Source organism: Sphingobacterium sp. IITKGP-BTPF85, assembly GCF_001006065.1.
Lineage (GTDB): Bacteria > Bacteroidota > Bacteroidia > Sphingobacteriales > Sphingobacteriaceae > Sphingobacterium > Sphingobacterium anhuiense.
The window spans coordinates 1-20,107 of record NZ_ASZT02000069.1; the positions used below are offsets into that span (position 1 = coordinate 1).

Sequence of the window (20,107 nt, forward strand, 5' to 3'; positions counted from 1 at the left end):
AAATCTGCACGAATAATTCGTCCCTCAAAGTCATAATCCTCATGTCCACATCCATACTCAACATGTTTTGGTGTTATTCTAGTAAATATAGCGGTACCGCTATATCCTTTTTTCTGAGCAGGGTACCAATAATGTTCATAACCGAGCTGTTCCAGCAATGCTATTTCAGGAATTTGATCTGGAGTGGCTTTTATCTCCTGCAAACATATAACATCTGCATTTACTTCCTTTACCCAACCTAACCAATCTTTTTTTATGGCAGCTCGTAAACCATTGACGTTATAAGTAACTATTTTCACAGTAATCTTTTTTGAAGCTTAATAATTTTGAGAAGAAAATAAATCTGCAATCTTTGTAAAGAAACCGTTCTGAGGTTTTAAACCCTTTAATTCACGTTCCAAATTAATTGCTTCTCTTTTCGTTAATAATTTAACATACATACGCTCATCTGTTAAAGGACGATCATTTTTATCCGTTTTTACAGCGGCAATCGCGTCGATAACTTCCGTTCCATTGACCAGCTCTCCGAATACCGTATAATTTCCATCCAAATGCGGAGTACCACCCACGGTTGTATAAGTTGTGCGTTGTGCTTCAGTAAATTTACGCCTTTCATTCGTAAAGTTTCTAAACTATCCAGACCTGCATTCGTAAATTTCTTACCTTGTACGATGTAAAACTGTGACGCAGAGGAAGCTTTTGCCGGATTATCGTCACGTGCGGCACCAAGAGCACCTTTTTTATGAAATAATCCCGATTGTATTTCTGAAGGAATTGTATAACTTGGACCACCATCACCTAACAGTTGTCCTGATTTGGCATTTTTTGAATCAGGATCTCCACCTTGAATCATAAAATTCTGTATAACACGATGAAACAATAAACTGTCGAAATAGTTTTCTTTCACCAATTTTATAAAATTATCCCGATGCTTAGGTGTTTCATTATACAATTTTAAAACAACTACTCCTTTATCTGTTTGAATACGTACATATTTAAACGCAGGCTTTGCGGCAAATACTACGATCGATAAAGCACAAAAAAATAAACTTAAAACAATTCTTTTCATTACGTTTTATTAAATTACATTTAACTCTTGAAAATAATCAATGATCAATGATTTTATGATCAACTCTTGTTCAAGCAATGTATAATTAGGAATAGGCTTAATCAATTCCCAATGTGGCCATCCTTGTTCGTCCAACCCCTTAAGCTCATAAAAGCCCATTGCACTAAAAAGTCGGCAATTAGCTATATGCATCAACTCTTCTTTTTCTCTTTTTGAAAAAGTCTGCGGTCCTTTCCCTAATTCCTGGACACCTATCAGAAATAAAAACACTTTTAAATCTGGTAGATCCATATCAAATGACTGTGCAATCTCATGTTGCAAAATCACCCATTTCTTATTTACTTCTGATGCATTCATATAAAGACAATCTTAGATATAAAGACAAACTTAGATAAATTGTAATTTATATACTAATATATAAATGTGAATATGAAACATAGTACATTTAGATTATCAATTTTACCTCAAGTAGATCTCAGCGCGAGATTAGCAAGATGTACCTATCTCCTGAAAATATGGGGTTCTAGACATTTCATATTATTACTTCCACGCTTTGATTAATTCTTTACAACGAGCTTCGATCATCTTATAAACAGGTTCAAATAAGCTTTCATCAAAATAGGGATCGGGAACAATATCATTAACTAAAAATAAAGCAATTTTATCTTTTTCTTCTTTTGTTGATGCCTGTGCAACGACATCCTTATAATTTTGGTGATCCATTACCAAAATATGATCATAGATTTCAAATAAACGAGGATTAAAATGCATTGCCTTTTGTTGTGAAATATCTACTGCATATTTTTTAGCCACAGCGATAGATCTACGGTCTGGGCTTTCACCAATATGCCAGTCTCCTGTTCCAGCAGATTCAATTGTCCAATCTAAACCTTCTTCTTTTGCCATATGGCTCAGAATACCATGTGCCAATGGTGAGCGACAAATATTTCCTAAACAAACCATTAAAATTTTCATGCCTTAAAAATAATGATAATATTGCTATTATAAGTGGTATATATAAACTAAAAAAAGGTGATTTCGATTCCGAAACCACCTTTCCATAACCAACCTAAAATCTAATTAATATTCAATAGGAACATTAATAATAACAGTACTTCCACGCTCAGGAACTCCTTTTAAGCTTACAATATTACGTTTTGTTTTACCTAATGCCGCTTCAATTTCGTCAACATTATTAACTGGAACCCCATTCACCTCTGTTATCACTAATCCTCTTTCTACTCCAAAGTATTCAAATACACCACCTTTATTTATTTGCGTCACTACAACACCTGAGTTAATTCCTAATTCTTTTTTCTTCTCACTAGAAGCAGGCATGAAGCTAGCACCTAACTTATTATAAATTTCGGTAGCACTTTTACTTGATTTATCACCAGCTGCAGCTTTATTAATTTCTTCGCCTTTTAAAGTTACCGTCACCTCTTTCTCTTTTCCATCGCGCTTAAACGTTAATTTAACTTTATCTCCAGGACGTAATCTACCGATTGTTTCTTGTAGAACTGGCGAAGAAGTAATCACTTTACCATTAATTTTCGTAATCAAATCTGCTTTCTGAATTCCTGCAGCTTCAGCAGCTCCACCTTTAACGATATCTTGAACATACAGACCATTCACATCTGTAAATCCTTTTTCTTTCGCTAACTCTGGTGTAATTTCAGTAAAGGTAATACCAATGTATCCACGCTTAACATTTCCAAACTCAATAAAATCGTCAACAATTTTTTTAACTAAATTAACTGGTATTGCAAAACCATATCCAGCATAAACCCCTGTTGGTGATGCTATTGCTGAATTAATACCGATTAACTCACCCTGTGCATTAACCAATGCTCCCCCGCTATTACCTCTATTAATAACGGCATCTGTCTGGATAAAAGACTCAATTGAAGAATTCACAGGAGGTTGGTCCTGATTGCCATATCCTCTTGGTTGTTGTTGACTTTCACCTAAGATCCCAATCTGACGACCTTTAGCACTCACTATACCTGCAGTTACTGTAGACTGTAATCCCAGTGGATATCCTACCGCTAAAACCCATTCTCCGATATTGACATTATCCGAGTTCCCTAGCTTCACGACAGGCAAACCTTTACCCGTCACTTTAAGAAGGCCAAATCCGTATTTGGATCGCGACCTATTACTTTTGCTTCAAAGGAACGTTTATCTGTCAAGACAACCTCAATCTTATCGGCGTCCTCCACAACGTGATTATTTGTTACAATATAACCATCCTCTGTTATTATTACTCCAGAACCTGACGCTTGAACAGGTTGTGCCTGTCTCTGTTGACGACCACGGCCCTGCGGTGTTCCAAAAAACTCTTCAAACATGTCGAAAGGAGAACCCGATCCACCACCTTGAGGCGCTTGTCTCGTATATGTTGTTTTAATATGAACTACCCCCGGAGACACAATAGCAGCAGCTTGTGTAAAATCAGGATTTCCTGTTGAGGACATCACTCCAGTTGGATTGTTCGCAAAATATACTTTCTGTTTGTCTTCGATAGACATTCCTTCAAACTTTTTATTTTCAAAAAGCTTATAACCCCCAAGGCTACGGCTCCACCGAAGACTGCTGTTAATAAAGTTAAACTTACTTTGTTCATAAACTATAGCTTCTAAATTTTTTATTAAATATGATATACTTCAAATTGATATTTATCCCGAAAATTTATTCTACATAAATATAACAGATACTTTTCAAATCTAGTACCATTTCAATATTCTCTGCAAATTAGACACGTTAAAAAATGTTAATTAAAGCCTATGAAAGACTATTTTAACAAAACTTAACTTTCCCTATGTTATCTGTAACAGAAAAGTTAATTTTGCTAGATACAATCACTCAAATGGAATCAAAAATTAAATTTTCAAAATACCAAGGCGCCGGCAATGACTTTATTCTAATTGATAATAGAAAGCTTCATTTCGACAGTAAGAATGAGGGTTTGATACAAAAGCTTTGTGACCGAAGATTTGGTATCGGTGCAGATGGCCTGATGTTATTGCAAGAAAAAGAAAACTTTGATTTTGAGATGATTTATTACAATTCGGATGGACGAGAAGGAACTATGTGTGGCAATGGGGGCCGGTGTATTGTTGCATTTGCTAGAGATCTCAAATTAATATCTGACAAAACTGCCTTTTTGGCAGTAGATGGAAGTCATCATGCCAATTTAGAAAATAATTTGATTGACCTGCAGATGATTGATGTTCAAGAAATAAGCCGTGATGAAGAGGCATACGTGATCAATACAGGCTCCCCTCACTATATTAAGTTTATGCATAATCTGGTTGATTTAGATGTTTTCAAGGCAGGTTATGAGATTCGAAACAATGAGATCTACAAAACAGTGGGTATCAACGTCAATTTTATCGAAAAAGAAGGCGACTCCGGATATTTCTTACGTACATTTGAACGAGGTGTTGAAGATGAAACATTTGCTTGTGGCACCGGAGCAACTGCAGCAGCGATGACTATAGCTCTCCACGAAAATCTAAATGGACAAATAACAATACCTATCCGTGTATTAGGAGGTCAATTGTATATTTCCTTTCTTAAAGACGGAACTTCCTTTACAGAAGTTTACCTGAAGGGCCCTGCCACATTTGTTTTCGAAGGAATGATTTAATTCCCCATCTTTGACTGACCAAAAATTTATTAAAAAGTCAAATATTACTTGATGAACATAAACAAAATCCACGTTTATGTTCATTGAGCATAAATTTATTAACAAATTTTAGCCACATCATATAGATTAATCTGTATATTAGAAACCTTTTTAGAGGTACGAATATATTAATGCAACAAACAAAGTTATCTTCATCACACCGAATTGTTTATTCAATCTGCGAACATCCTTACTTGGGCTATTTAATAGAACCACATGTGGTTAAGTTAAATCCAAATGGGACATATTCACTTCGATATCAACGCGTATTTAGCAATACAGTCAATGAATATGCGCAAGCGGTCGATGAATTGGATTATAAATTAATCCGATTATTAGATGAAATTGAGCAAACAAGCCTTATTAAAAAGTTCCATAAAAAAGCAATAAGACCCGTAGACTTTTTTTCAAAAGTATTTGATAAAAATCTGTATGAATTATTAAGAACAAAAATTGATCAGGTATTGTTACAATTCTTTGCCCTTGTTGGAGAGAAGCCTATATTCCTCATGAGCAAAGATGGTTATCCTGCAGATCAAAAACTATTGATTGCTCCTCAACCCGCTTCCGTACTTTTCCATTTTAGAAGAAATGAAGAGGAAACCCGCTATTTTCCAACGATTAAATATGAAGACCATCGTATGGAATTCATGTTTAAGAACGCACAAGTCATTGTCAATGAACAAGCTTGGCTACTTTTAAACAATACCCTATTCCACTTCGACCAACAATTAGAGGGGAAAAAACTCAGCCCTTTTTTAAATAAAAGATTCATATCTGTATCCAGAAGTACCGAGAAAAAATATTTTGAAACTTTTGTTTGTAGCTTAATAGAGAAATATAATGTATATGCTGAAGGCTTTGAGATCAAAACCCATCAACATAATGCCAACCCAATATTAAAATTAATCTATCATGAGGAAGGTGATTCGCATGTTGAATTGCAGTTTCAATATGGGCCTTATATCTTTTCGTCTGGAAAAGACAATAAGGTCAATGTTCGTATGGAATATGATGAGGAAAATGATCTGTATACTTTCCATCGTATAAAAAGATCGATTATTTGGGAAGAAAATCAGGCAAAGATCATTACTGAGCTTGGTTTAGAAAAACTATATCCCCACTCTAATGATTTACTGCCAAAAGAAATACTTGGAAAACGGCCTTCTATTTTTGATTGGATAAGTCAAAATGATTTGGTATTGCGGGAAAAAGGGTTTGAAATCATTCAGGATGTAGCCGAAAAGAAATTCTTCATCGGCCAAACTTCCATTGATATATCCATCAATGAGGATAACGACTGGTTTGATATCAAAGCGATCGCAAAATTTGGTCCTTTTGAAATTCCTTTTATTCAATTGCGTCATCATATTCTTCATAACATTAAAGAATTTACTTTACCCAATGGAGAGATCGCGATGATACCTGAAGAGTGGTTTGCACAATACAATCACTTATTTCAATTCTCTAGGGATAAGAATGAATTAAAATTAAATAAAATTCATCTAGGCTTGCTGTATGAAATCAGTGAACATACAGAACTTACCTTTAGTCGAAAATTAAAAAAATTAGCTGATTTCGAAGAAATCGCTGATGCACCATTACCTAAAAATTTTCATGGTCAACTCCGACCTTATCAAAGGGCTGGCTACAATTGGTTCAATTTCTTACAGCAATATAAATTTGGAGGATGCTTGGCAGATGATATGGGTCTTGGTAAAACTATTCAAACATTAGCCCTACTGCAACATCAAAAAGAAATATTAATAGCAGACCATGCTGTCAGAACATCTTTACTAATATTGCCAACCTCATTAATTTACAATTGGCAAAATGAGGCTACTAAATTTGCTCCTGATCTTAAGATTTATCTGCATACGGGAAATAATAGATTAAAAGACCCACAGTTGCTTTCTCCGTATGATCTGGTCATTACTACATATGGTATCACTCGTATTGATGAGGAATTTTTAAATCAGTTTTACTTCAACTATATCATTCTTGATGAAAGTCAAAACATTAAAAATCCAACATCAAAATCATTTAAAGCGATCAAAAGTCTAAAAAGTCAACATAAATTAGCATTAAGCGGAACACCCGTAGAAAATTCAGTTTCTGATTTATGGACACAGATGCATTTTACAAATCCAGGCCTCTTGGGTAGTTATACTTATTTTCAAAAAGAATTTGTTCAACCAATCGAAAAGAAAAAGGATGAAGAAAAAGCAAAAAGACTTCAAACTATAGTTAAACCGTTCATTTTACGCAGAACTAAAGATCAAGTAGCAACGGAATTACCTCCAAAAACGGAACAGGTCCTTTACTGCGAAATGTCAGAGAAACAGCATGAACTGTATGAAAAGGTTAAATCGGAATATCGTAATGCCATTTTAGACAATCAGCTCGCAGGAAAAGCAAAATCAAATCAGATCGCATTATTACAAGGATTGATTAAATTGAGACAACTTGCCAACCACCCGAAAATGGTTGATCAGGAATACACAGGCAATTCGGGTAAATTCGATACTGTCATTGAAACACTTGAAAAAGTACTTCAAAATGGTAATAAAGTATTGATTTTCTCTCAATTCGTCAAGCAGTTGAATATTTTCAGAAGCTATTTTGACAAAAAAAGTATTAATTATGCCTACTTGGATGGAAGCACAAAAAATAGGGACGAAGCTGTTAGTCAATTTAGAGAAGATAAAGACACCAAGCTGTTTTTAATATCCATCAAAGCCGGCGGTGTAGGCCTAAACCTTATTGAAGCGGACTATGTATTTATTTTAGATCCATGGTGGAATCCTGCTGTGGAGCAACAAGCTGTTGATAGATCTCACCGTATTGGACAAACAAAAAATGTCTTTATATACAAATTCATCTCAAAAGATACTGTCGAAGAGAAAATACTTGCAATGCAAAACAGGAAGCGTTCCATTGCTCAAAGTTTAATTACCACTGAAGAAAGTTTTATCAAATCACTCTCTTCAGAAGATATTCAAGAGCTACTGGGTTAGTTGCTCAAAAAAAGCCCCCCATACAACGCATGGGGGGCTTATCATATATATCAGTGCTCTTATTCAGCTGTAAAAGCTACTAAAGCTTTATTAACACGAGCTATTACTTCTTCTTGTCCTAATAATGAAACGATTTGGAACACATCTGGACCAAATTTACCTCCCACTAACATAATACGGAAAGGCATCATCAATTCACCCATTTTCATGCCTGACTCCTGAATAGCACCTTTAAAGTACGCTTCCAATGCTGAAGCATCCCAAGACTCAAATTCACCAAATTCGCTATTAACTTTCTGAAAGAAATCCGTTTTCTCAGCAGACCATTTAGGTTTAACAGCAGCTAGGTCATAATTTTCTGGTTGTACAAAGAAGAATGATGCTTGTTCCCAAAAATCCGAAACAAAAGTCAAACGCTCTTTCACTGCACTTAAAACTTCAGTAACAAAATGATCGTCTACCTTTTGCACGTTATGCAATGTTAACAGGGCTTTAATCTGTGGCAATAAATCCTCGTTAGACGATTTTTGATCCACTCATGGTTGAACCATTTCGCCTTTTCAAAATCAAATTTTGCTCCAGCTTTACTAATACGCTCTACCGAGAATTTTGCGATCAATTCATCTAAAGAAAACAATTCTTGTTCTGTGCCATCATTCCATCCCAGTACACCTAACATATTGACAAATGCTTCCGGCAAAAATCCCATTTCACGGAATCCCTGCGTTACAGTCTCTGATTGCGCATCTTTCCAATTCATAGCATACACAGGAAAACCTAATCGGTCACCATCACGCTTACTCAATTTACCATTACCATCGGGCTTCAATATTAATGGTAAATGTGCCCATTTTGGCATTTCATCATTCCATCCTAAATATTCCCATAATAAAACATGTACAGGAGCAGAAGGTAACCATTCTTCCCCTCGGAAAACGTGAGAAATCTCCATTGCTTTGTCATCGACGACAACAGCTAAGTGATAAGTAGGCATTCCATCAGCTTTTAACAAAACCTTATCATCAATAAGATTAGTATCAAAACTTACTTGTCCACGAATCATATCATTAAAAGAAACGGTTTCATCTGTTGGTACTTTGATACGAACCGTATGGGGTGTACCTGCGGCTAATAGTTCTGCTGTTTCTTCTTGTGATAAACTTAATGAATTTCTAAGTTTCAATCTATTTTCATGGCTGTAACGGAAATTCGGTTGTTCTTTTCGTTGTTCATCCAATTCAGCCGAAGTATCAAATGCATAATAAGCATATCCCTTTTCTATCAATTGTTCCGCAAATTGGCGATAAGAAGGTTTTCGTTCACTTTGACGATAGGGTCCAAAATCGCCACCTTTAAGAGGGCTTTCATCTGGTGTTAAGCCACACCAAGCTAAACATTCATTAATATATTCTTCTGCACCAGCAACAAATCGTGTCTGATCGGTATCTTCAACACGCAAAATAAAATCTCCTTGATGTTTACGCGCGTACAAATAATTAAATAAAGCTGTACGAACTCCTCCAAGGTGCAATCCACCTGTAGGACTTGGTGCAAAACGCACTCTTACTTTTCTTTCAGACTCATGACACAAAATTACCACAAAATTTTCATTTCAATGAAACTATAGCACTGATAACCACAATAAAATAATAAAACAGGGAGTTTATGAATAGATAAATGTTGCCGATAAAGGTAAATTTCATTTAATTACTTAATTTGCGGCAACAAGATTCCTGATCACTTATATGAATCCGTATCAATACAACCAACAACGTTGGAAATTTTTCTTGCTTATTTTCGCGGCCATCATCGCGGCGGCTTCGCTTTTGTACACAAATTATCTTGTTCGAAATTTATCAAAGGTAGAGCGAACAAAAGCAGAAGTATGGGCAATGAGTACAAAAAGTATTATGACCATGCCAGATGTTGACGATGAATTTATAACGTTCGTCTACTCGGTAAGAGATAGTCTAGCAGTTCCTGCAATCATTACCGATGAAAAGGATAATATTGTATTCTGGAGGGATTTAGATTCGACCAAAACCAACATTAAAACAACAGCAAAAGATAGCTCGAACCATCATTTGGATTACGATCCACATTACTTTGAGAAGCAACTCAATTTCATGAAGAAAAGCCATGCTCCTATTATTTTAAATTTAGACAATGGAGCAAAATGGATGGTATATTACAAAGACTCCTGGTTTCTACAACAACTTCGTGTGTTTCCTTATATTCAGTTATCATTAATCGCTATCTTTCTAATTATTGGATATACCGTCTTTAATTCTATTCGAGAATCAGAACAGAATTTAGTCTGGGTAGGTTTGACTAAGGAAGCTGCTCATCAGCTCGGCACACCGATTTCTTCATTAATGGGCTGGGTTGAGCTTATTAAATTAAAGTTCGATGCAGAAGATGACGAAACTTTAAATGAGATGGAAAATGACATTAAACGTTTAGAAATCGTCGCCGATCGCTTTTCCAAAATTGGTTCAACACCTGTTCTTCACAATGCGAATGTTTATGAGGTGATAGCCGCTTACATTCGTTACTTCAAAGTAAGAACAAGTGACAAGATTCTCTTCGAGCTCACGGGTGACAAACATGTTGAAGCGAAACTAAACATTCCCTTATTTGATTGGATTATTGAGAATCTTCTGAAAAATGCCGTTAACGCAATTGCATCAGAAGGAAAGATAACTGTTAAAATATCTGAAAATATTGCGAAAGAGGAAATTTTTATAGACATTAGTGATACAGGTAAAGGAATTCCCAGATCAAATTTTGAAACGGTATTTCAACCAGGTTTCACCACGCGCAAACGAGGGTGGGGATTGGGACTGAGTTTAACCAAAAGAATGGTACATTATCATCAAGGCCACATTTTTGTCAAAGACTCGGAAATAGGAAAAGGAACAACATTTAGAATAATATTAAAAAGTAATCTAACATATGAACCCACTGAAATCTGATGAATACCCAGCGGTGTATTCCACGTACATTGAGACCGTTGTCGGCGATGTCATGGAAGTACTGGAAGAACAAATTTTATCCTTTCCAGCGTTCCTAGATACCATACCTGAAGAAAAAGGCGATTACCGTTATGCAGAAGATAAATGGTCTATTAAAGAGGTAATAGGGCATATTTTGGATAATGAACGTATTATGGCTTACCGTGCCCTACGCTTCTCTCGAAATGATATGAAAGAACTTTTGGGGTATGATCAAGAATACTTTATCCAAAACTCAAGATATAGCGAACGTACATTAGCCTCTCTAAGTAAAGAGTTTCTACATCTTAGAAAAGCAAATATGTTTCTTTTCGAAAACTTCAATGAGGCAGAATTAGAGAGAAAAGGAATGGCGTCAGAAAGACTCACAAGTGTAAAAGCTTTATTATATGTGATTGCCGGACACCTAAATCATCACCGCATAATTATTCAAGAGCGTTATTTCAACTCAAACAATGTCCATGATTTGGTTTCAGAATTACAGCATTGAGCAGATAAACGGTATCCTCTCTCAATATATGACCGGTCTGCTCGAAATTAAAGCGACGGCAATCGATAGTCATTCCATTACTGCAACGATGCCCGTGAATGACAAAACAAGACAGCCATTTGGAATCCTGCATGGCGGAGCATCTGTTGTACTAGCCGAATCAATAGGAAGTATCGCATCCAATCTGATTATTGATCCAGATATTTATAAAGGCGTGGGATTGGAGATTAATGCTAATCATTTGAGACCGGTTGCTACAGGATTAGTAACCGCAGTTTGTACAGCTGTACACATTGGCAAACCAACTCATATTTGGGATGTACGAATTGCAGATGAATCGGGTAACTTAAACTGTATTTCCAGATTGACAGTCGCTATTATACCAAAATAAAATTATTTTAAAACATTTGTTCTTATTACTTGTCTTAAATATAAATGAAGCCAACTGGATTGGTTTACAAATACGGTTTTTACAAGAAAGGAGTATTATACTAGGTATAATGCTCCTTTTTTCTAATGAAAATATTACTAAATAATCTCAAAAACCACTTCTTTTTATTTCCTATATTGAATTTATTTAATTAGTCTTGTAATGGAAAGCATGATTTTTTATTATAAACCAATATCAATCGATTGTGTAAGCACATCTTGAATAGAGACACTATAAAAATCATTATTTTCTAATTTTATAATCTAAAAAACAATTAATTGATACTAAAAAAATGAATTCTCAACCAAATTCAGGAAAAACAGCATTTCGCCCCATGGCTATGTGTTGTGCCTTATTCTTCATTTTAGGATTTGTCACTTGGGCAAATGGAACACTTATCCCATTCTTAAAGATTGCCTGTAATTTAGAAACAGATTTACAAGCCTTTTTTGTAACATTTGCTTCTTACATCGCTTACTTCTTTTTAGCAATCCCAAGTTCTTGGATTTTGAAAAAAATTGGTTTTAAAAATGGATTAGTTCTCAGCTTAATTTTACTTGGAGTTGGTTCTTTAATTTTCATTCCTGCTGCAGATGGTAGAAGCTATATTCTTTTCTTAACAGGAATTTTTGTTCAAGGTTCTGCAATGGCATTACTACAAACTGCTGTTAACCCATATTTAAGTATCATAGGCCCTATTGACAGTGCTGCACAAAGAATATCTATTGCTGGCTTTTTCAATAAATCTGCAGGTATTATTGTTCCATTAATATTTGGTACATTATTCTTAAAAGATTCTTCTGCTATAACAGCCAAATTGGATGCCGCAGTAGATATGGAAGCTAAAAATGCCATTCTAGATTCTTTATTACAACGTGTACATACACCATACATTACATTAGCTGTTATCTTTGTTTTATTTGCGATCGTTATTAAAATAACACATTTACCTGAGGTGGATGTAAATGCAGAAGAAGAACATACTGATGAGAATGGGGCAGTTATTCTTAAAGAGAAAAAAACAAGTGTATTCCAATTCCCACACCTATTCTTAGGCTCTTTAGCTATCTTTTTCTGTGTTGCTGTAGAAGTAATGGCTGGAGATATTATTGGTGTTTATGCAAGAGAATTAAATATCCATGGTGCATTAGTTACCTATGCGACAACATTCACATTAGGATGTATGCTTTTAGGTTACATTGTTGGTATTATTGCAATACCAAAATTTGTTTCTCAACAATTAGCATTACGAGTTTGTACTATTGTTGGTATTTTATTCACTGTTATTTCTGTATTTACAACTGGAATCACTTCATTCATTTTCGTTGCCCTTTTAGGTATTGCCAATTCTTTAATGTGGCCTGCTATTTTCCCACTAGGTATTAAAGGTCTAGGCCGTTTTACTAAAACAGGATCAGCCATCATGATTATGGGTATTGCCGGAGGAGCTATTTGGCCTCTAATTTATGGTTACTTAAAAGATAATTTACATGTTGACTTTCAACATGCATTTCTTTATGCTATGGTTCCTGCTTATCTGTATATCTTATACTTCGCAACAAAGGGCCACAGAGTCGGACAGAAATAAAAAATACTAATTACAATCAAATAGCGATTATTTTTAAGAAATAATCGCTATTTTCTTATCCACCTAAATATGAAAAAATCGTTTTATTGTTTACTATTTGGTCTATTCGTTTATGCACAACAGGGCTATTCCCAAAGAATAAATGAACTAAAAGATCCAAAAGCCCCTCAAACAACTGAAAAATGGAACAGTCTAAAAGAGAATAATAACTTTTCTTTTAGCACAGCTGATTATAGTTATTCCAAAACAAACCCACCCACCCTAGAAACACTAAGTAAATCATGGATTACAAAAGCTTGGAGAGGTGAGAAAGTACATACACAATTAGTCTTTTGGAGTAACCAAAATCACGATAAAATTGAAGTGAGTTCTTCACCGTTAAAAAATAGCAAAGGGCAGGAAATCGGAACAAAAGATATTACTACTGGGTATATTTCTTATGTAATGACAGACCTTCCTGGAGATTTAAAAAATGGATGCGGTATCAGTAAAATACTAGATTCGGCTTTAGTTGCAGACCGTATCACCAATCAGTCAAGTTTTGAATATGATAAAAATACCACCAGACCCCTCTGGTTAAGTATTCAAGTTCCTCGTGATGCAGCTCCTGGAATCTATAAAGGATCACTTACACTAAAAGGTAAAAATTATAACACCACTATTCCTTATACAGTAGAGGTATTATCACATATACTTCCTGAAGCAAAAGATTGGGCTTATCATTTAGATCTATGGCAAAACCCCTACTCTATTGCTCGGCATCATAACGTCGAGCTATGGTCTCCTGCACACTTCAGTGCCATGAAACCATATTATGAAAGGTTACGCGATGCTGGTCAGAAAAATATCACTGCAAGTATCATCAACGATCCTTGGAATGGTCAAACGTATGATAAATACCAAGCTATGATCAAATGGACTAAAAAGAAGGACGGTTCTTGGTCATATGATTACAGTATTTTTGATAAATGGGTAAGTTTCATGCGTGAAATTGGAATTTCAGAATATATCAATTGTTATAGCATGATTCCATGGAATATGAATTTCCAATATTTTGATGAAAACACTGGAAAATATGAAATTTTAAAAATAAAAACTGATGATCCAAAATATAGAGCACATTGGTTACCTCTTTTAAAAGATTTCGCAAAGCACCTTAAACAAAAAGGATACTTCGAATGGACAACCATTGCCATGGATGAAAGACCCCAGGAAGATATGAAACGTGCTATTGCTATTATCAAAGAAGCTGATCCCCAATTCAAATCATCTCTTGCCGGTGGATATCATCCACAAATTTCGAATGAATTTGCAGATTATAGTATTACTCTAGGAGAAGATATGGCTCCAGATGTATTAAAAGCCCGTCAGGACAAAGGTTACAAAACCACTGTTTACACATGCTGTTCAGAAATATTCCCGAACACTTTTACTAATTCTGGATATCAAGAAGCAACGTGGTTAGCGTGGCACAGTGTTCAAAGAGGTTTTGATGGTTATTTAAGATGGGCATTTGACTGCTGGAATTCAAATCCTAATCAAGATACACGTTATGGAACGTGGTTAGGTGGCGATACCTATTTTGTTTATCCTGATAATATGACTTCTATTCGTTTCGAAAAATTAATTGAAGGGATTCAGGATTCTGAAAAAATAAGAATCTTGAAAAAAGAGTTAAAAGCATCTCAATTACAGAAATTAAATGATGCCATTGCTGGATTCACAAATAAAAACATCAATCAAAAAGCAATACCAAACCAAATGAAAGAAGCACAAAAGTTATTAAACAGTTTATAAAAATATAGAATATAAGAGCGATAAAGATGATTTACCGGCTCTTATTATTAATAATCAAAATTCTTTATTCTGATTTTTTACAAGTAAATTAGGAAAAATTAAACGTTTCCAAAATGAAAAAATCTATTTTAACACTGTGCGCCGCGACGGTACTCACATTTAGTATCTCTACAACTTCTTTTGCTCAAGTAAAATTGCCGCAAGCAAGTAGTACGACTTCGATTACTCAAGGTTTAGGAATTAAAAACATAGCGCTTACATACCAAAGACCGAACATAAACGGTCGTGTTATCTTTGGTAATTTGGTTCCTTACAATGAAGTTTGGAGAACAGGTGCTAATAACCTTCCTATTATTAAATTTGAAGAAGAAGTTACAATAGAAGGAAATAAGGTTCCTGCAGGAACATATGGTATTTTAACTATCCCAACTAAAGGTGACTGGACAATCATATTAACAAAAAACAGTAATCAGTGGGGAGCCTATACCTACGATAAGAAAGATGATTTAGTTCGTTTTAATGTAAAATCCACAAAGCTTTCTAATAAAGTAGAAACTTTTACCATGCAATTTGAAAATGTAACAACTAATTCGGCTACACTATCATTAGCTTGGGAAAACACATACACGAAATTTACAATTAAAACCGATCAAACGAAGGAGATTTTAGCTAATATTGATCAAGCAATGAAAGGTGATAAAAAACCTTATCTACAAGCTGCACAATTTTATCTAAGTAATAATTTAGATCTTAATAAAGCATTAGCTTGGGCAAATGAGGCTGAAAAAGAAAATCCTGATGCACCATATGTTCGTTATTGGAAAGCTAAAATTCAATTAAAATCTGGTGATAAAAAAGGTGCAGTTGCAACAGCTCAAAAAGGAGTAGAAATTGCACAAAAAGGGAATAATGCTGAGTACGTTAAATTAAATAACCAGGTGATCCAAGAAGCTGGTAAATAATAATATTATGCTATAAAAAACGCCACTTTTTTTCAAAGTGGCGTTTTTTATAATTCTTCTTTCAGCAATTCTGCGAGTTCCTCATGTGTAATATTCATATTGACATTGCCATCTTTTGCAAAAGATATTTCACCCGTTTCCTCTGATACAATAACAGCGACAGCATCAGATACCTCTGTCACCCCAATCGCGGCACGATGTCGTAAGCCAAATTGCAAAGGCAGATCTTCGCTATCTGATAAAGGTAAAATACAAGAAGCTGACATAATTTTAAAATCAACAACAACTACAGCTCCATCATGTAGGGGGCTATTTTTATTAAAAATACTTTCAATGAGGCGCTTTGAAATATGTGCATCGATGTACTCGCCGCTGCTTTGATAATATTCTTCATCAAAATATTTAGAAAAAACCAATAGCGCACCCGTACGGGATTTTGACATGCTGCGACATGCTTCTATAATGGGTCTCATGTGTTCAGAATTATCTTTTGCAACGGTTCGTTTACTAACTAGGAAAGACCATAAGATCTTCTTTCGCTTCATCGAAATGTTTTTCCCTATATGTAACAGGAAACGCCGGATCTCCTGTTGAAATACAACAATCAAGGCAATAGAACCAACAGAGATAAAGCCCCCAAATATTTCCGTCAGCAAGCGCATATGCATCTGCTTAACAATTATATATATACCGTAGAATAATGCGACACCAATTAATATATTAACAGCAATGGTCCCGCGTATCAAACTATATACATAGTAAATAATAATCGCTACTAAAATAATATCGATAACATCGAGCAACCGGAAACCTCTAAAAAGGCTATAATCAAATCCTTCCATATAGATGCAAGTTAAAAAAAATCAATTTAAGAATCTGTTCTTTATCAAGCAAATTGTTGCTAATATGAGTAAGCATGCAAATTGTTTTGTATTTTTACTTAAAAGATTGAAATCAACATGACTGCATTATCTGTAAACATCAATAAAATTGCTACCCTACGTAATTCTCGTGGCGGAAATAATCCAAATGTATTAGCAGCTGCTCTAGCCTGTGAACGTTTTGGTGCAAATGGAATTACTGTACATCCAAGACCTGACGAACGCCACATCCGTTATGCAGATGTTTTTGACTTAAAAGCCAATATTCAAACAGAATTAAATATTGAAGGTAATTGTCAAGAACAAAAATTTATAGATCTTGTTTTGGCTAACAAACCTGCTCAGGTAACATTAGTTCCTGATGCAGAGGGACAGATTACTTCGAATCATGGTTGGGATACTATTAAAAATAAGGCATATCTGACTGATATGTGCAAACTATTTAAAGATCAAGGTATTCGAGTTTCTATTTTTGTGGATCCAGATGAAGATATGGTTGAGGCTGCAGCAGAAACGGGTACTGACCGAATTGAGCTTTATACAGAGTCATATGCACAAGCATTCTTAGATGAAAGAGATGAAGCGATCAAACCTTATTTTCATGCCGCATTAAAAGCGAGAGAGGTAGGATTAGGCATTAATGCTGGTCATGATTTAGATTTAAATAACCTAACTTACTTTAACGAACATATTCCGGGATTGTTAGAAGTAAGCATAGGACATGCTCTAATTGCTGATGCCCTGTACTTAGGCTTAGAAGAAACGATAAAAAGATACTTAAACGCACTTAAATAAAAGAGGCTTTACAAATGTAAAGCCTCTTTTGTTGATATGTTTATTCTATTCCTTTGAATATTCTATTCCATCTTATTTTCGATAGTCCAGATCCGAGTTCATCAAGACTTAACCAGGTAAATAATGCTTTACCCACTATATGATCTTCCGGCACGAAACCCCATCCTCTAGAATCTAATGAATTGTGTCTATTATCACCCATCATCCAGTAATAATTCATTTTGAAAGTATAAGAATTAGCTTTTACACCATTAATATAAATACCATCAGACTTATTTTCTAATTTATTACCTTCATAAACAGTGATTGCACGTTCATATATTGGCATTGTTGCACTATCCAATTGAACTGTCCAGCCTTTACTTGGAACTTTAATAGGTCCAAAATTGTCAAAGTTCCAGTTTAGAGATGCAACATGAGGAAATGAAGCGTCTTCATTTTCTCCAGCTTTACGAATATTAGGAACGACCTCCTTCACATTTATCCAGCCTTTGACCATTGCGGCCTCATCTGCTGTCATAAAAACTTGATAAATGTTAGGTTGTCCGGTATCAGACATTTCTAATCGTTTTTCTTTCATCACACGCAGATCCAAACCAGATTGATCCGTTACTACAATATAATCTAATTGTGCTTCTGGCGGATTAAAACCAGGCTTACCATTTACAAAAAATACTGCATTTGCCATTGAAACTTCATCTCCAGGCATCCCTACACAACGCTTGATATAATTTTCACGTTTATCAACCGGTCTGTTGTAAGGAGCATCGGCCTCCATAGGATAATTGAATACTACGACATCATTTCTTTTGATATCCTGAAAACCAGGCAAACGCTTATAAGGGAGTTCTATCAATTCTGAATAAGCTTTCCCACCTGTCAATGGCATCGTATGATGAGCAAAAGGAAATGCCAAAGGTGTCATTGGAATACGGGGTCCATAATTCAACTTACTCACGAACAAGAAATCACCGACTAACAACGTCCGTTCCATAGATCCGGTCGGAATCATATACGCTTCAATCAAAAAACCACGAATTAAAGATGCTGCAACTGTTGCAAAAACAATCGCATCTGCATTCGCGGGCCATTGATTTTTTATAAAAATATTTCTTTTTAAATTCCTCTGAATTTGGGTTTCCTAAATACTTTACTAGAGGATCGTTTCCCCAAAGAGGCAATACAATAAAAGGAGCTAAAACTGCTGCCGTATTTTCCCAGAACCTTCTTTTCCCAAATGCCTTTATAAGGTCCAAATACAATCCATAGAAAATAAAAATATTTACGATTGGGACTAGCAAAAGAACAACAATCCATTTTGCACGACCTGTCAATTGAGCCATCACATATTCCCGATAAAAAGGAACTAATGCTTCCCATCCCGGTCTTCCTGCCTTAACAAATAATTTCCAAAGCCCGTAATGAGCAACTACTGTTAAGACCGCAAAAATAATATACCACATAAGCTTCTTAAAATTTTATTGTTTAATAATCTAATATTTCAATTAGTATAATAGACTATGGATTCGTTACAGAATCCTTATTTTTTAACGCAAAATCGGCAACTTAGTTACCGATTAAAATCAAACATTTCTGTCACCTGATAGAATCCTTGCTTTCCAAATAACCATTCAGCAGCAATTACTGAACCTAAAGCAAAACCATCACGACTGTGTGCTGTATGCTTAAATTCAATTTGATCTACTTCAGAACTATATACAACAGTATGAGTTCCTGGAACTTCTTCAATACGATGACTCTCTATTAGCAATTGATCTGCTTTCGGAATAACCTCCTCTTCTCCATCGCCAACGACAGAATTAACCCAGGAAGTTTTAGTGTCGCTATTGTTCAGGATACCCTCCGCTATTGTAATAGCAGTTCCACTTGGTGCGTCCAATTTGTGGATATGATGAATTTCCTCAACCTGTACATCGTAAGCTTTATAAGGCTGAATTGCTTTCGCCAACATCTTATTGATATGAAAAAAGATATTTACACCGATCGAAAAATTAGAACCATATAAGATAGACCCATCCACAGAGAGACATTTCTCCTTGATTGTATCAAGATGCTCGTACCAGCCTGTTGTACCCATTACAATCGGAAGATTTGCTTCTAAGCAAGTTCCATATTAGCTATCGCTGCCTGTGGAACACCAAAGTCAATTGCAACATCTGCATCACCCAATTCATCCACTGTAATGAGATTACGATTTTCGCTGTTGACGATCAAATGAATTTCATGCCCCCTCTTTTGAGCAAATTTTTCTATGATTTGGCCCATTTTTCCGTAGCCGAATAATACTATTTTCATATCTATTTTAGATCATATTTAAATAAAGAAGACCAAATAAATCTATGCGACAGCGCA

17 protein-coding genes and 3 pseudogenes are annotated in these 20,107 nt (G+C 35.2%); 9 read left to right on the forward strand and 11 right to left on the reverse strand.

Features of this window, described 5'->3' with window-relative positions:
• The 6 genes and pseudogenes from L950_RS14185 to L950_RS14205 form a co-directional block, all read right to left on the reverse strand.
• A partial coding sequence (locus tag L950_RS14185; RefSeq protein ID WP_021188002.1) for an exodeoxyribonuclease III occupies window positions 1-299 on the reverse strand: 299 nt, incomplete at its 3' end.
• Window positions 300-317: 18 nt separating this feature from the next.
• Entirely contained in the window at window positions 318-551 is a 234-nt protein-coding gene (locus tag L950_RS36590; RefSeq protein WP_316930643.1) for a peptidylprolyl isomerase, read from the reverse strand.
• On the reverse strand, window positions 479-1,069 hold the full coding sequence (locus tag L950_RS14190) for a peptidylprolyl isomerase (RefSeq protein ID WP_316930644.1): 591 nt from the start codon (window positions 1,067-1,069) through the stop codon (window positions 479-481). Before L950_RS14190 ends, L950_RS36590 begins: the two co-directional genes overlap by 73 nt.
• Window positions 1,070-1,078: 9 nt before the next feature.
• Entirely contained in the window at window positions 1,079-1,426 is a 348-nt protein-coding gene (locus L950_RS14195; protein WP_021188004.1) for a hypothetical protein, read from the reverse strand.
• Between the two features lie 183 nt (window positions 1,427-1,609).
• Window positions 1,610-2,044, reverse strand: coding sequence for a low molecular weight protein-tyrosine-phosphatase (locus L950_RS14200; RefSeq protein ID WP_031286997.1), 435 nt, complete (start codon window positions 2,042-2,044; stop codon window positions 1,610-1,612).
• Between the two features lie 105 nt (window positions 2,045-2,149).
• Window positions 2,150-3,695 (reverse strand): annotated as a pseudogene (locus tag L950_RS14205) (Do family serine endopeptidase).
• A gap of 243 nt (window positions 3,696-3,938) precedes the next feature.
• Between L950_RS14205 and dapF the strand changes: the two are divergent.
• Both dapF and L950_RS14215 read left to right on the forward strand, forming a co-directional pair.
• Window positions 3,939-4,721 carry a diaminopimelate epimerase gene (dapF, locus tag L950_RS14210; RefSeq protein ID WP_031286998.1) on the forward strand — a complete coding sequence of 261 codons (783 nt, stop codon included), beginning with the start codon at window positions 3,939-3,941 and terminating at the stop codon, window positions 4,719-4,721.
• 170 nt (window positions 4,722-4,891) lie between these two features.
• Entirely contained in the window at window positions 4,892-7,777 is a 2,886-nt protein-coding gene (locus L950_RS14215) for a DEAD/DEAH box helicase (protein ID WP_021188008.1), read from the forward strand.
• A 59-nt stretch (window positions 7,778-7,836) separates the two neighbouring features.
• Here the strand turns inward: L950_RS14215 and gltX are convergent.
• A pseudogene (gene gltX, locus L950_RS14220) lies at window positions 7,837-9,377 on the reverse strand (glutamate--tRNA ligase).
• A 145-nt stretch (window positions 9,378-9,522) separates the two neighbouring features.
• Here gltX and L950_RS14225 point away from each other — a divergent pair.
• The 6 genes from L950_RS14225 to L950_RS14250 all read left to right on the forward strand — a co-directional run bounded on the left by L950_RS14225 (window position 9,523) and on the right by L950_RS14250 (window position 16,058).
• A complete protein-coding gene (locus L950_RS14225; protein WP_021188009.1) occupies window positions 9,523-10,752 on the forward strand; it encodes a sensor histidine kinase in 1,230 nt (409 codons plus the stop codon).
• Window positions 10,733-11,281, forward strand: coding sequence for a DinB family protein (locus tag L950_RS14230; protein ID WP_021188010.1), 549 nt, complete (start codon window positions 10,733-10,735; stop codon window positions 11,279-11,281). Before L950_RS14225 ends, L950_RS14230 begins: the two co-directional genes overlap by 20 nt.
• Window positions 11,253-11,672, forward strand: a complete 420-nt coding sequence (locus tag L950_RS14235) for a hotdog fold thioesterase (RefSeq protein ID WP_021188011.1) — start codon at window positions 11,253-11,255, stop codon at window positions 11,670-11,672. The genes L950_RS14230 and L950_RS14235 overlap by 29 nt, the downstream gene beginning before the upstream one ends.
• 331 nt (window positions 11,673-12,003) lie before the next feature.
• Window positions 12,004-13,299, forward strand: a complete 1,296-nt coding sequence (locus tag L950_RS14240) for a sugar MFS transporter (protein ID WP_021188012.1) — start codon at window positions 12,004-12,006, stop codon at window positions 13,297-13,299.
• A gap of 69 nt (window positions 13,300-13,368) precedes the next feature.
• Window positions 13,369-15,096, forward strand: coding sequence for a DUF4091 domain-containing protein (locus L950_RS14245; RefSeq protein ID WP_021188013.1), 1,728 nt, complete (start codon window positions 13,369-13,371; stop codon window positions 15,094-15,096).
• Window positions 15,097-15,209: 113 nt separating this feature from the next.
• Window positions 15,210-16,058 (forward strand): DUF2911 domain-containing protein, encoded by an 849-nt coding sequence (locus L950_RS14250; protein WP_021188014.1) that lies wholly within the window; start codon window positions 15,210-15,212, stop codon window positions 16,056-16,058.
• 47 nt (window positions 16,059-16,105) lie between these two features.
• Here L950_RS14250 and cdaA read toward each other — a convergent pair whose 3' ends face one another.
• On the reverse strand, window positions 16,106-16,900 hold the full coding sequence (gene cdaA / locus L950_RS14255; protein ID WP_021188015.1) for a diadenylate cyclase CdaA: 795 nt from the start codon (window positions 16,898-16,900) through the stop codon (window positions 16,106-16,108).
• 117 nt (window positions 16,901-17,017) lie between these two features.
• Between cdaA and L950_RS14260 the strand changes: the two genes are divergently transcribed.
• Window positions 17,018-17,734, forward strand: coding sequence for a pyridoxine 5'-phosphate synthase (locus tag L950_RS14260; protein ID WP_021188016.1), 717 nt, complete (start codon window positions 17,018-17,020; stop codon window positions 17,732-17,734).
• 40 nt (window positions 17,735-17,774) lie between these two features.
• Here L950_RS14260 and lepB read toward each other — a convergent pair whose 3' ends face one another.
• The 3 genes and pseudogenes from lepB to dapB form a co-directional block, all read right to left on the reverse strand.
• Window positions 17,775-18,761 (reverse strand): signal peptidase I, encoded by a 987-nt coding sequence (lepB, locus tag L950_RS14265; protein ID WP_231577281.1) that lies wholly within the window; start codon window positions 18,759-18,761, stop codon window positions 17,775-17,777.
• The gene (locus tag L950_RS33340; protein WP_231577282.1) at window positions 18,754-19,197 is read right to left on the reverse strand and encodes a DUF5684 domain-containing protein; all 444 of its coding nucleotides are present in this window, start codon (window positions 19,195-19,197) and stop codon (window positions 18,754-18,756) included. The genes lepB and L950_RS33340 overlap by 8 nt, the downstream gene beginning before the upstream one ends.
• Window positions 19,198-19,304: 107 nt before the next feature.
• Window positions 19,305-20,050: pseudogene (dapB, locus tag L950_RS14275) on the reverse strand (4-hydroxy-tetrahydrodipicolinate reductase).
• Window positions 20,051-20,107: the final 57 nt, after the last annotated feature.

What these genes read in the sequence shown, in the direction of transcription:
- L950_RS14190 (WP_316930644.1), bottom strand. Translation starts at nt 1,069, where the DNA reads ATGAAAAGAATTGTTTTAAGTTTATTTTTTTGTGCTTTATCGATCGTA.
- L950_RS14195 (WP_021188004.1), bottom strand. Translation starts at nt 1,426, where the DNA reads ATGAATGCATCAGAAGTAAATAAGAAATGGGTGATTTTGCAACATGAG.
- L950_RS14200 (WP_031286997.1), bottom strand. Translation starts at nt 2,044, where the DNA reads ATGAAAATTTTAATGGTTTGTTTAGGAAATATTTGTCGCTCACCATTG.
- dapF (WP_031286998.1), top strand. Translation starts at nt 3,939, where the DNA reads ATGGAATCAAAAATTAAATTTTCAAAATACCAAGGCGCCGGCAATGAC.
- L950_RS14215 (WP_021188008.1), top strand. Translation starts at nt 4,892, where the DNA reads ATGCAACAAACAAAGTTATCTTCATCACACCGAATTGTTTATTCAATC.
- L950_RS14225 (WP_021188009.1), top strand. Translation starts at nt 9,523, where the DNA reads ATGAATCCGTATCAATACAACCAACAACGTTGGAAATTTTTCTTGCTT.
- L950_RS14230 (WP_021188010.1), top strand. Translation starts at nt 10,733, where the DNA reads ATGAACCCACTGAAATCTGATGAATACCCAGCGGTGTATTCCACGTAC.
- L950_RS14235 (WP_021188011.1), top strand. Translation starts at nt 11,253, where the DNA reads ATGATTTGGTTTCAGAATTACAGCATTGAGCAGATAAACGGTATCCTC.
- L950_RS14240 (WP_021188012.1), top strand. Translation starts at nt 12,004, where the DNA reads ATGAATTCTCAACCAAATTCAGGAAAAACAGCATTTCGCCCCATGGCT.
- L950_RS14245 (WP_021188013.1), top strand. Translation starts at nt 13,369, where the DNA reads ATGAAAAAATCGTTTTATTGTTTACTATTTGGTCTATTCGTTTATGCA.
- L950_RS14250 (WP_021188014.1), top strand. Translation starts at nt 15,210, where the DNA reads ATGAAAAAATCTATTTTAACACTGTGCGCCGCGACGGTACTCACATTT.
- cdaA (WP_021188015.1), bottom strand. Translation starts at nt 16,900, where the DNA reads ATGGAAGGATTTGATTATAGCCTTTTTAGAGGTTTCCGGTTGCTCGAT.
- L950_RS14260 (WP_021188016.1), top strand. Translation starts at nt 17,018, where the DNA reads ATGACTGCATTATCTGTAAACATCAATAAAATTGCTACCCTACGTAAT.
- L950_RS33340 (WP_231577282.1), bottom strand. Translation starts at nt 19,197, where the DNA reads ATGTGGTATATTATTTTTGCGGTCTTAACAGTAGTTGCTCATTACGGG.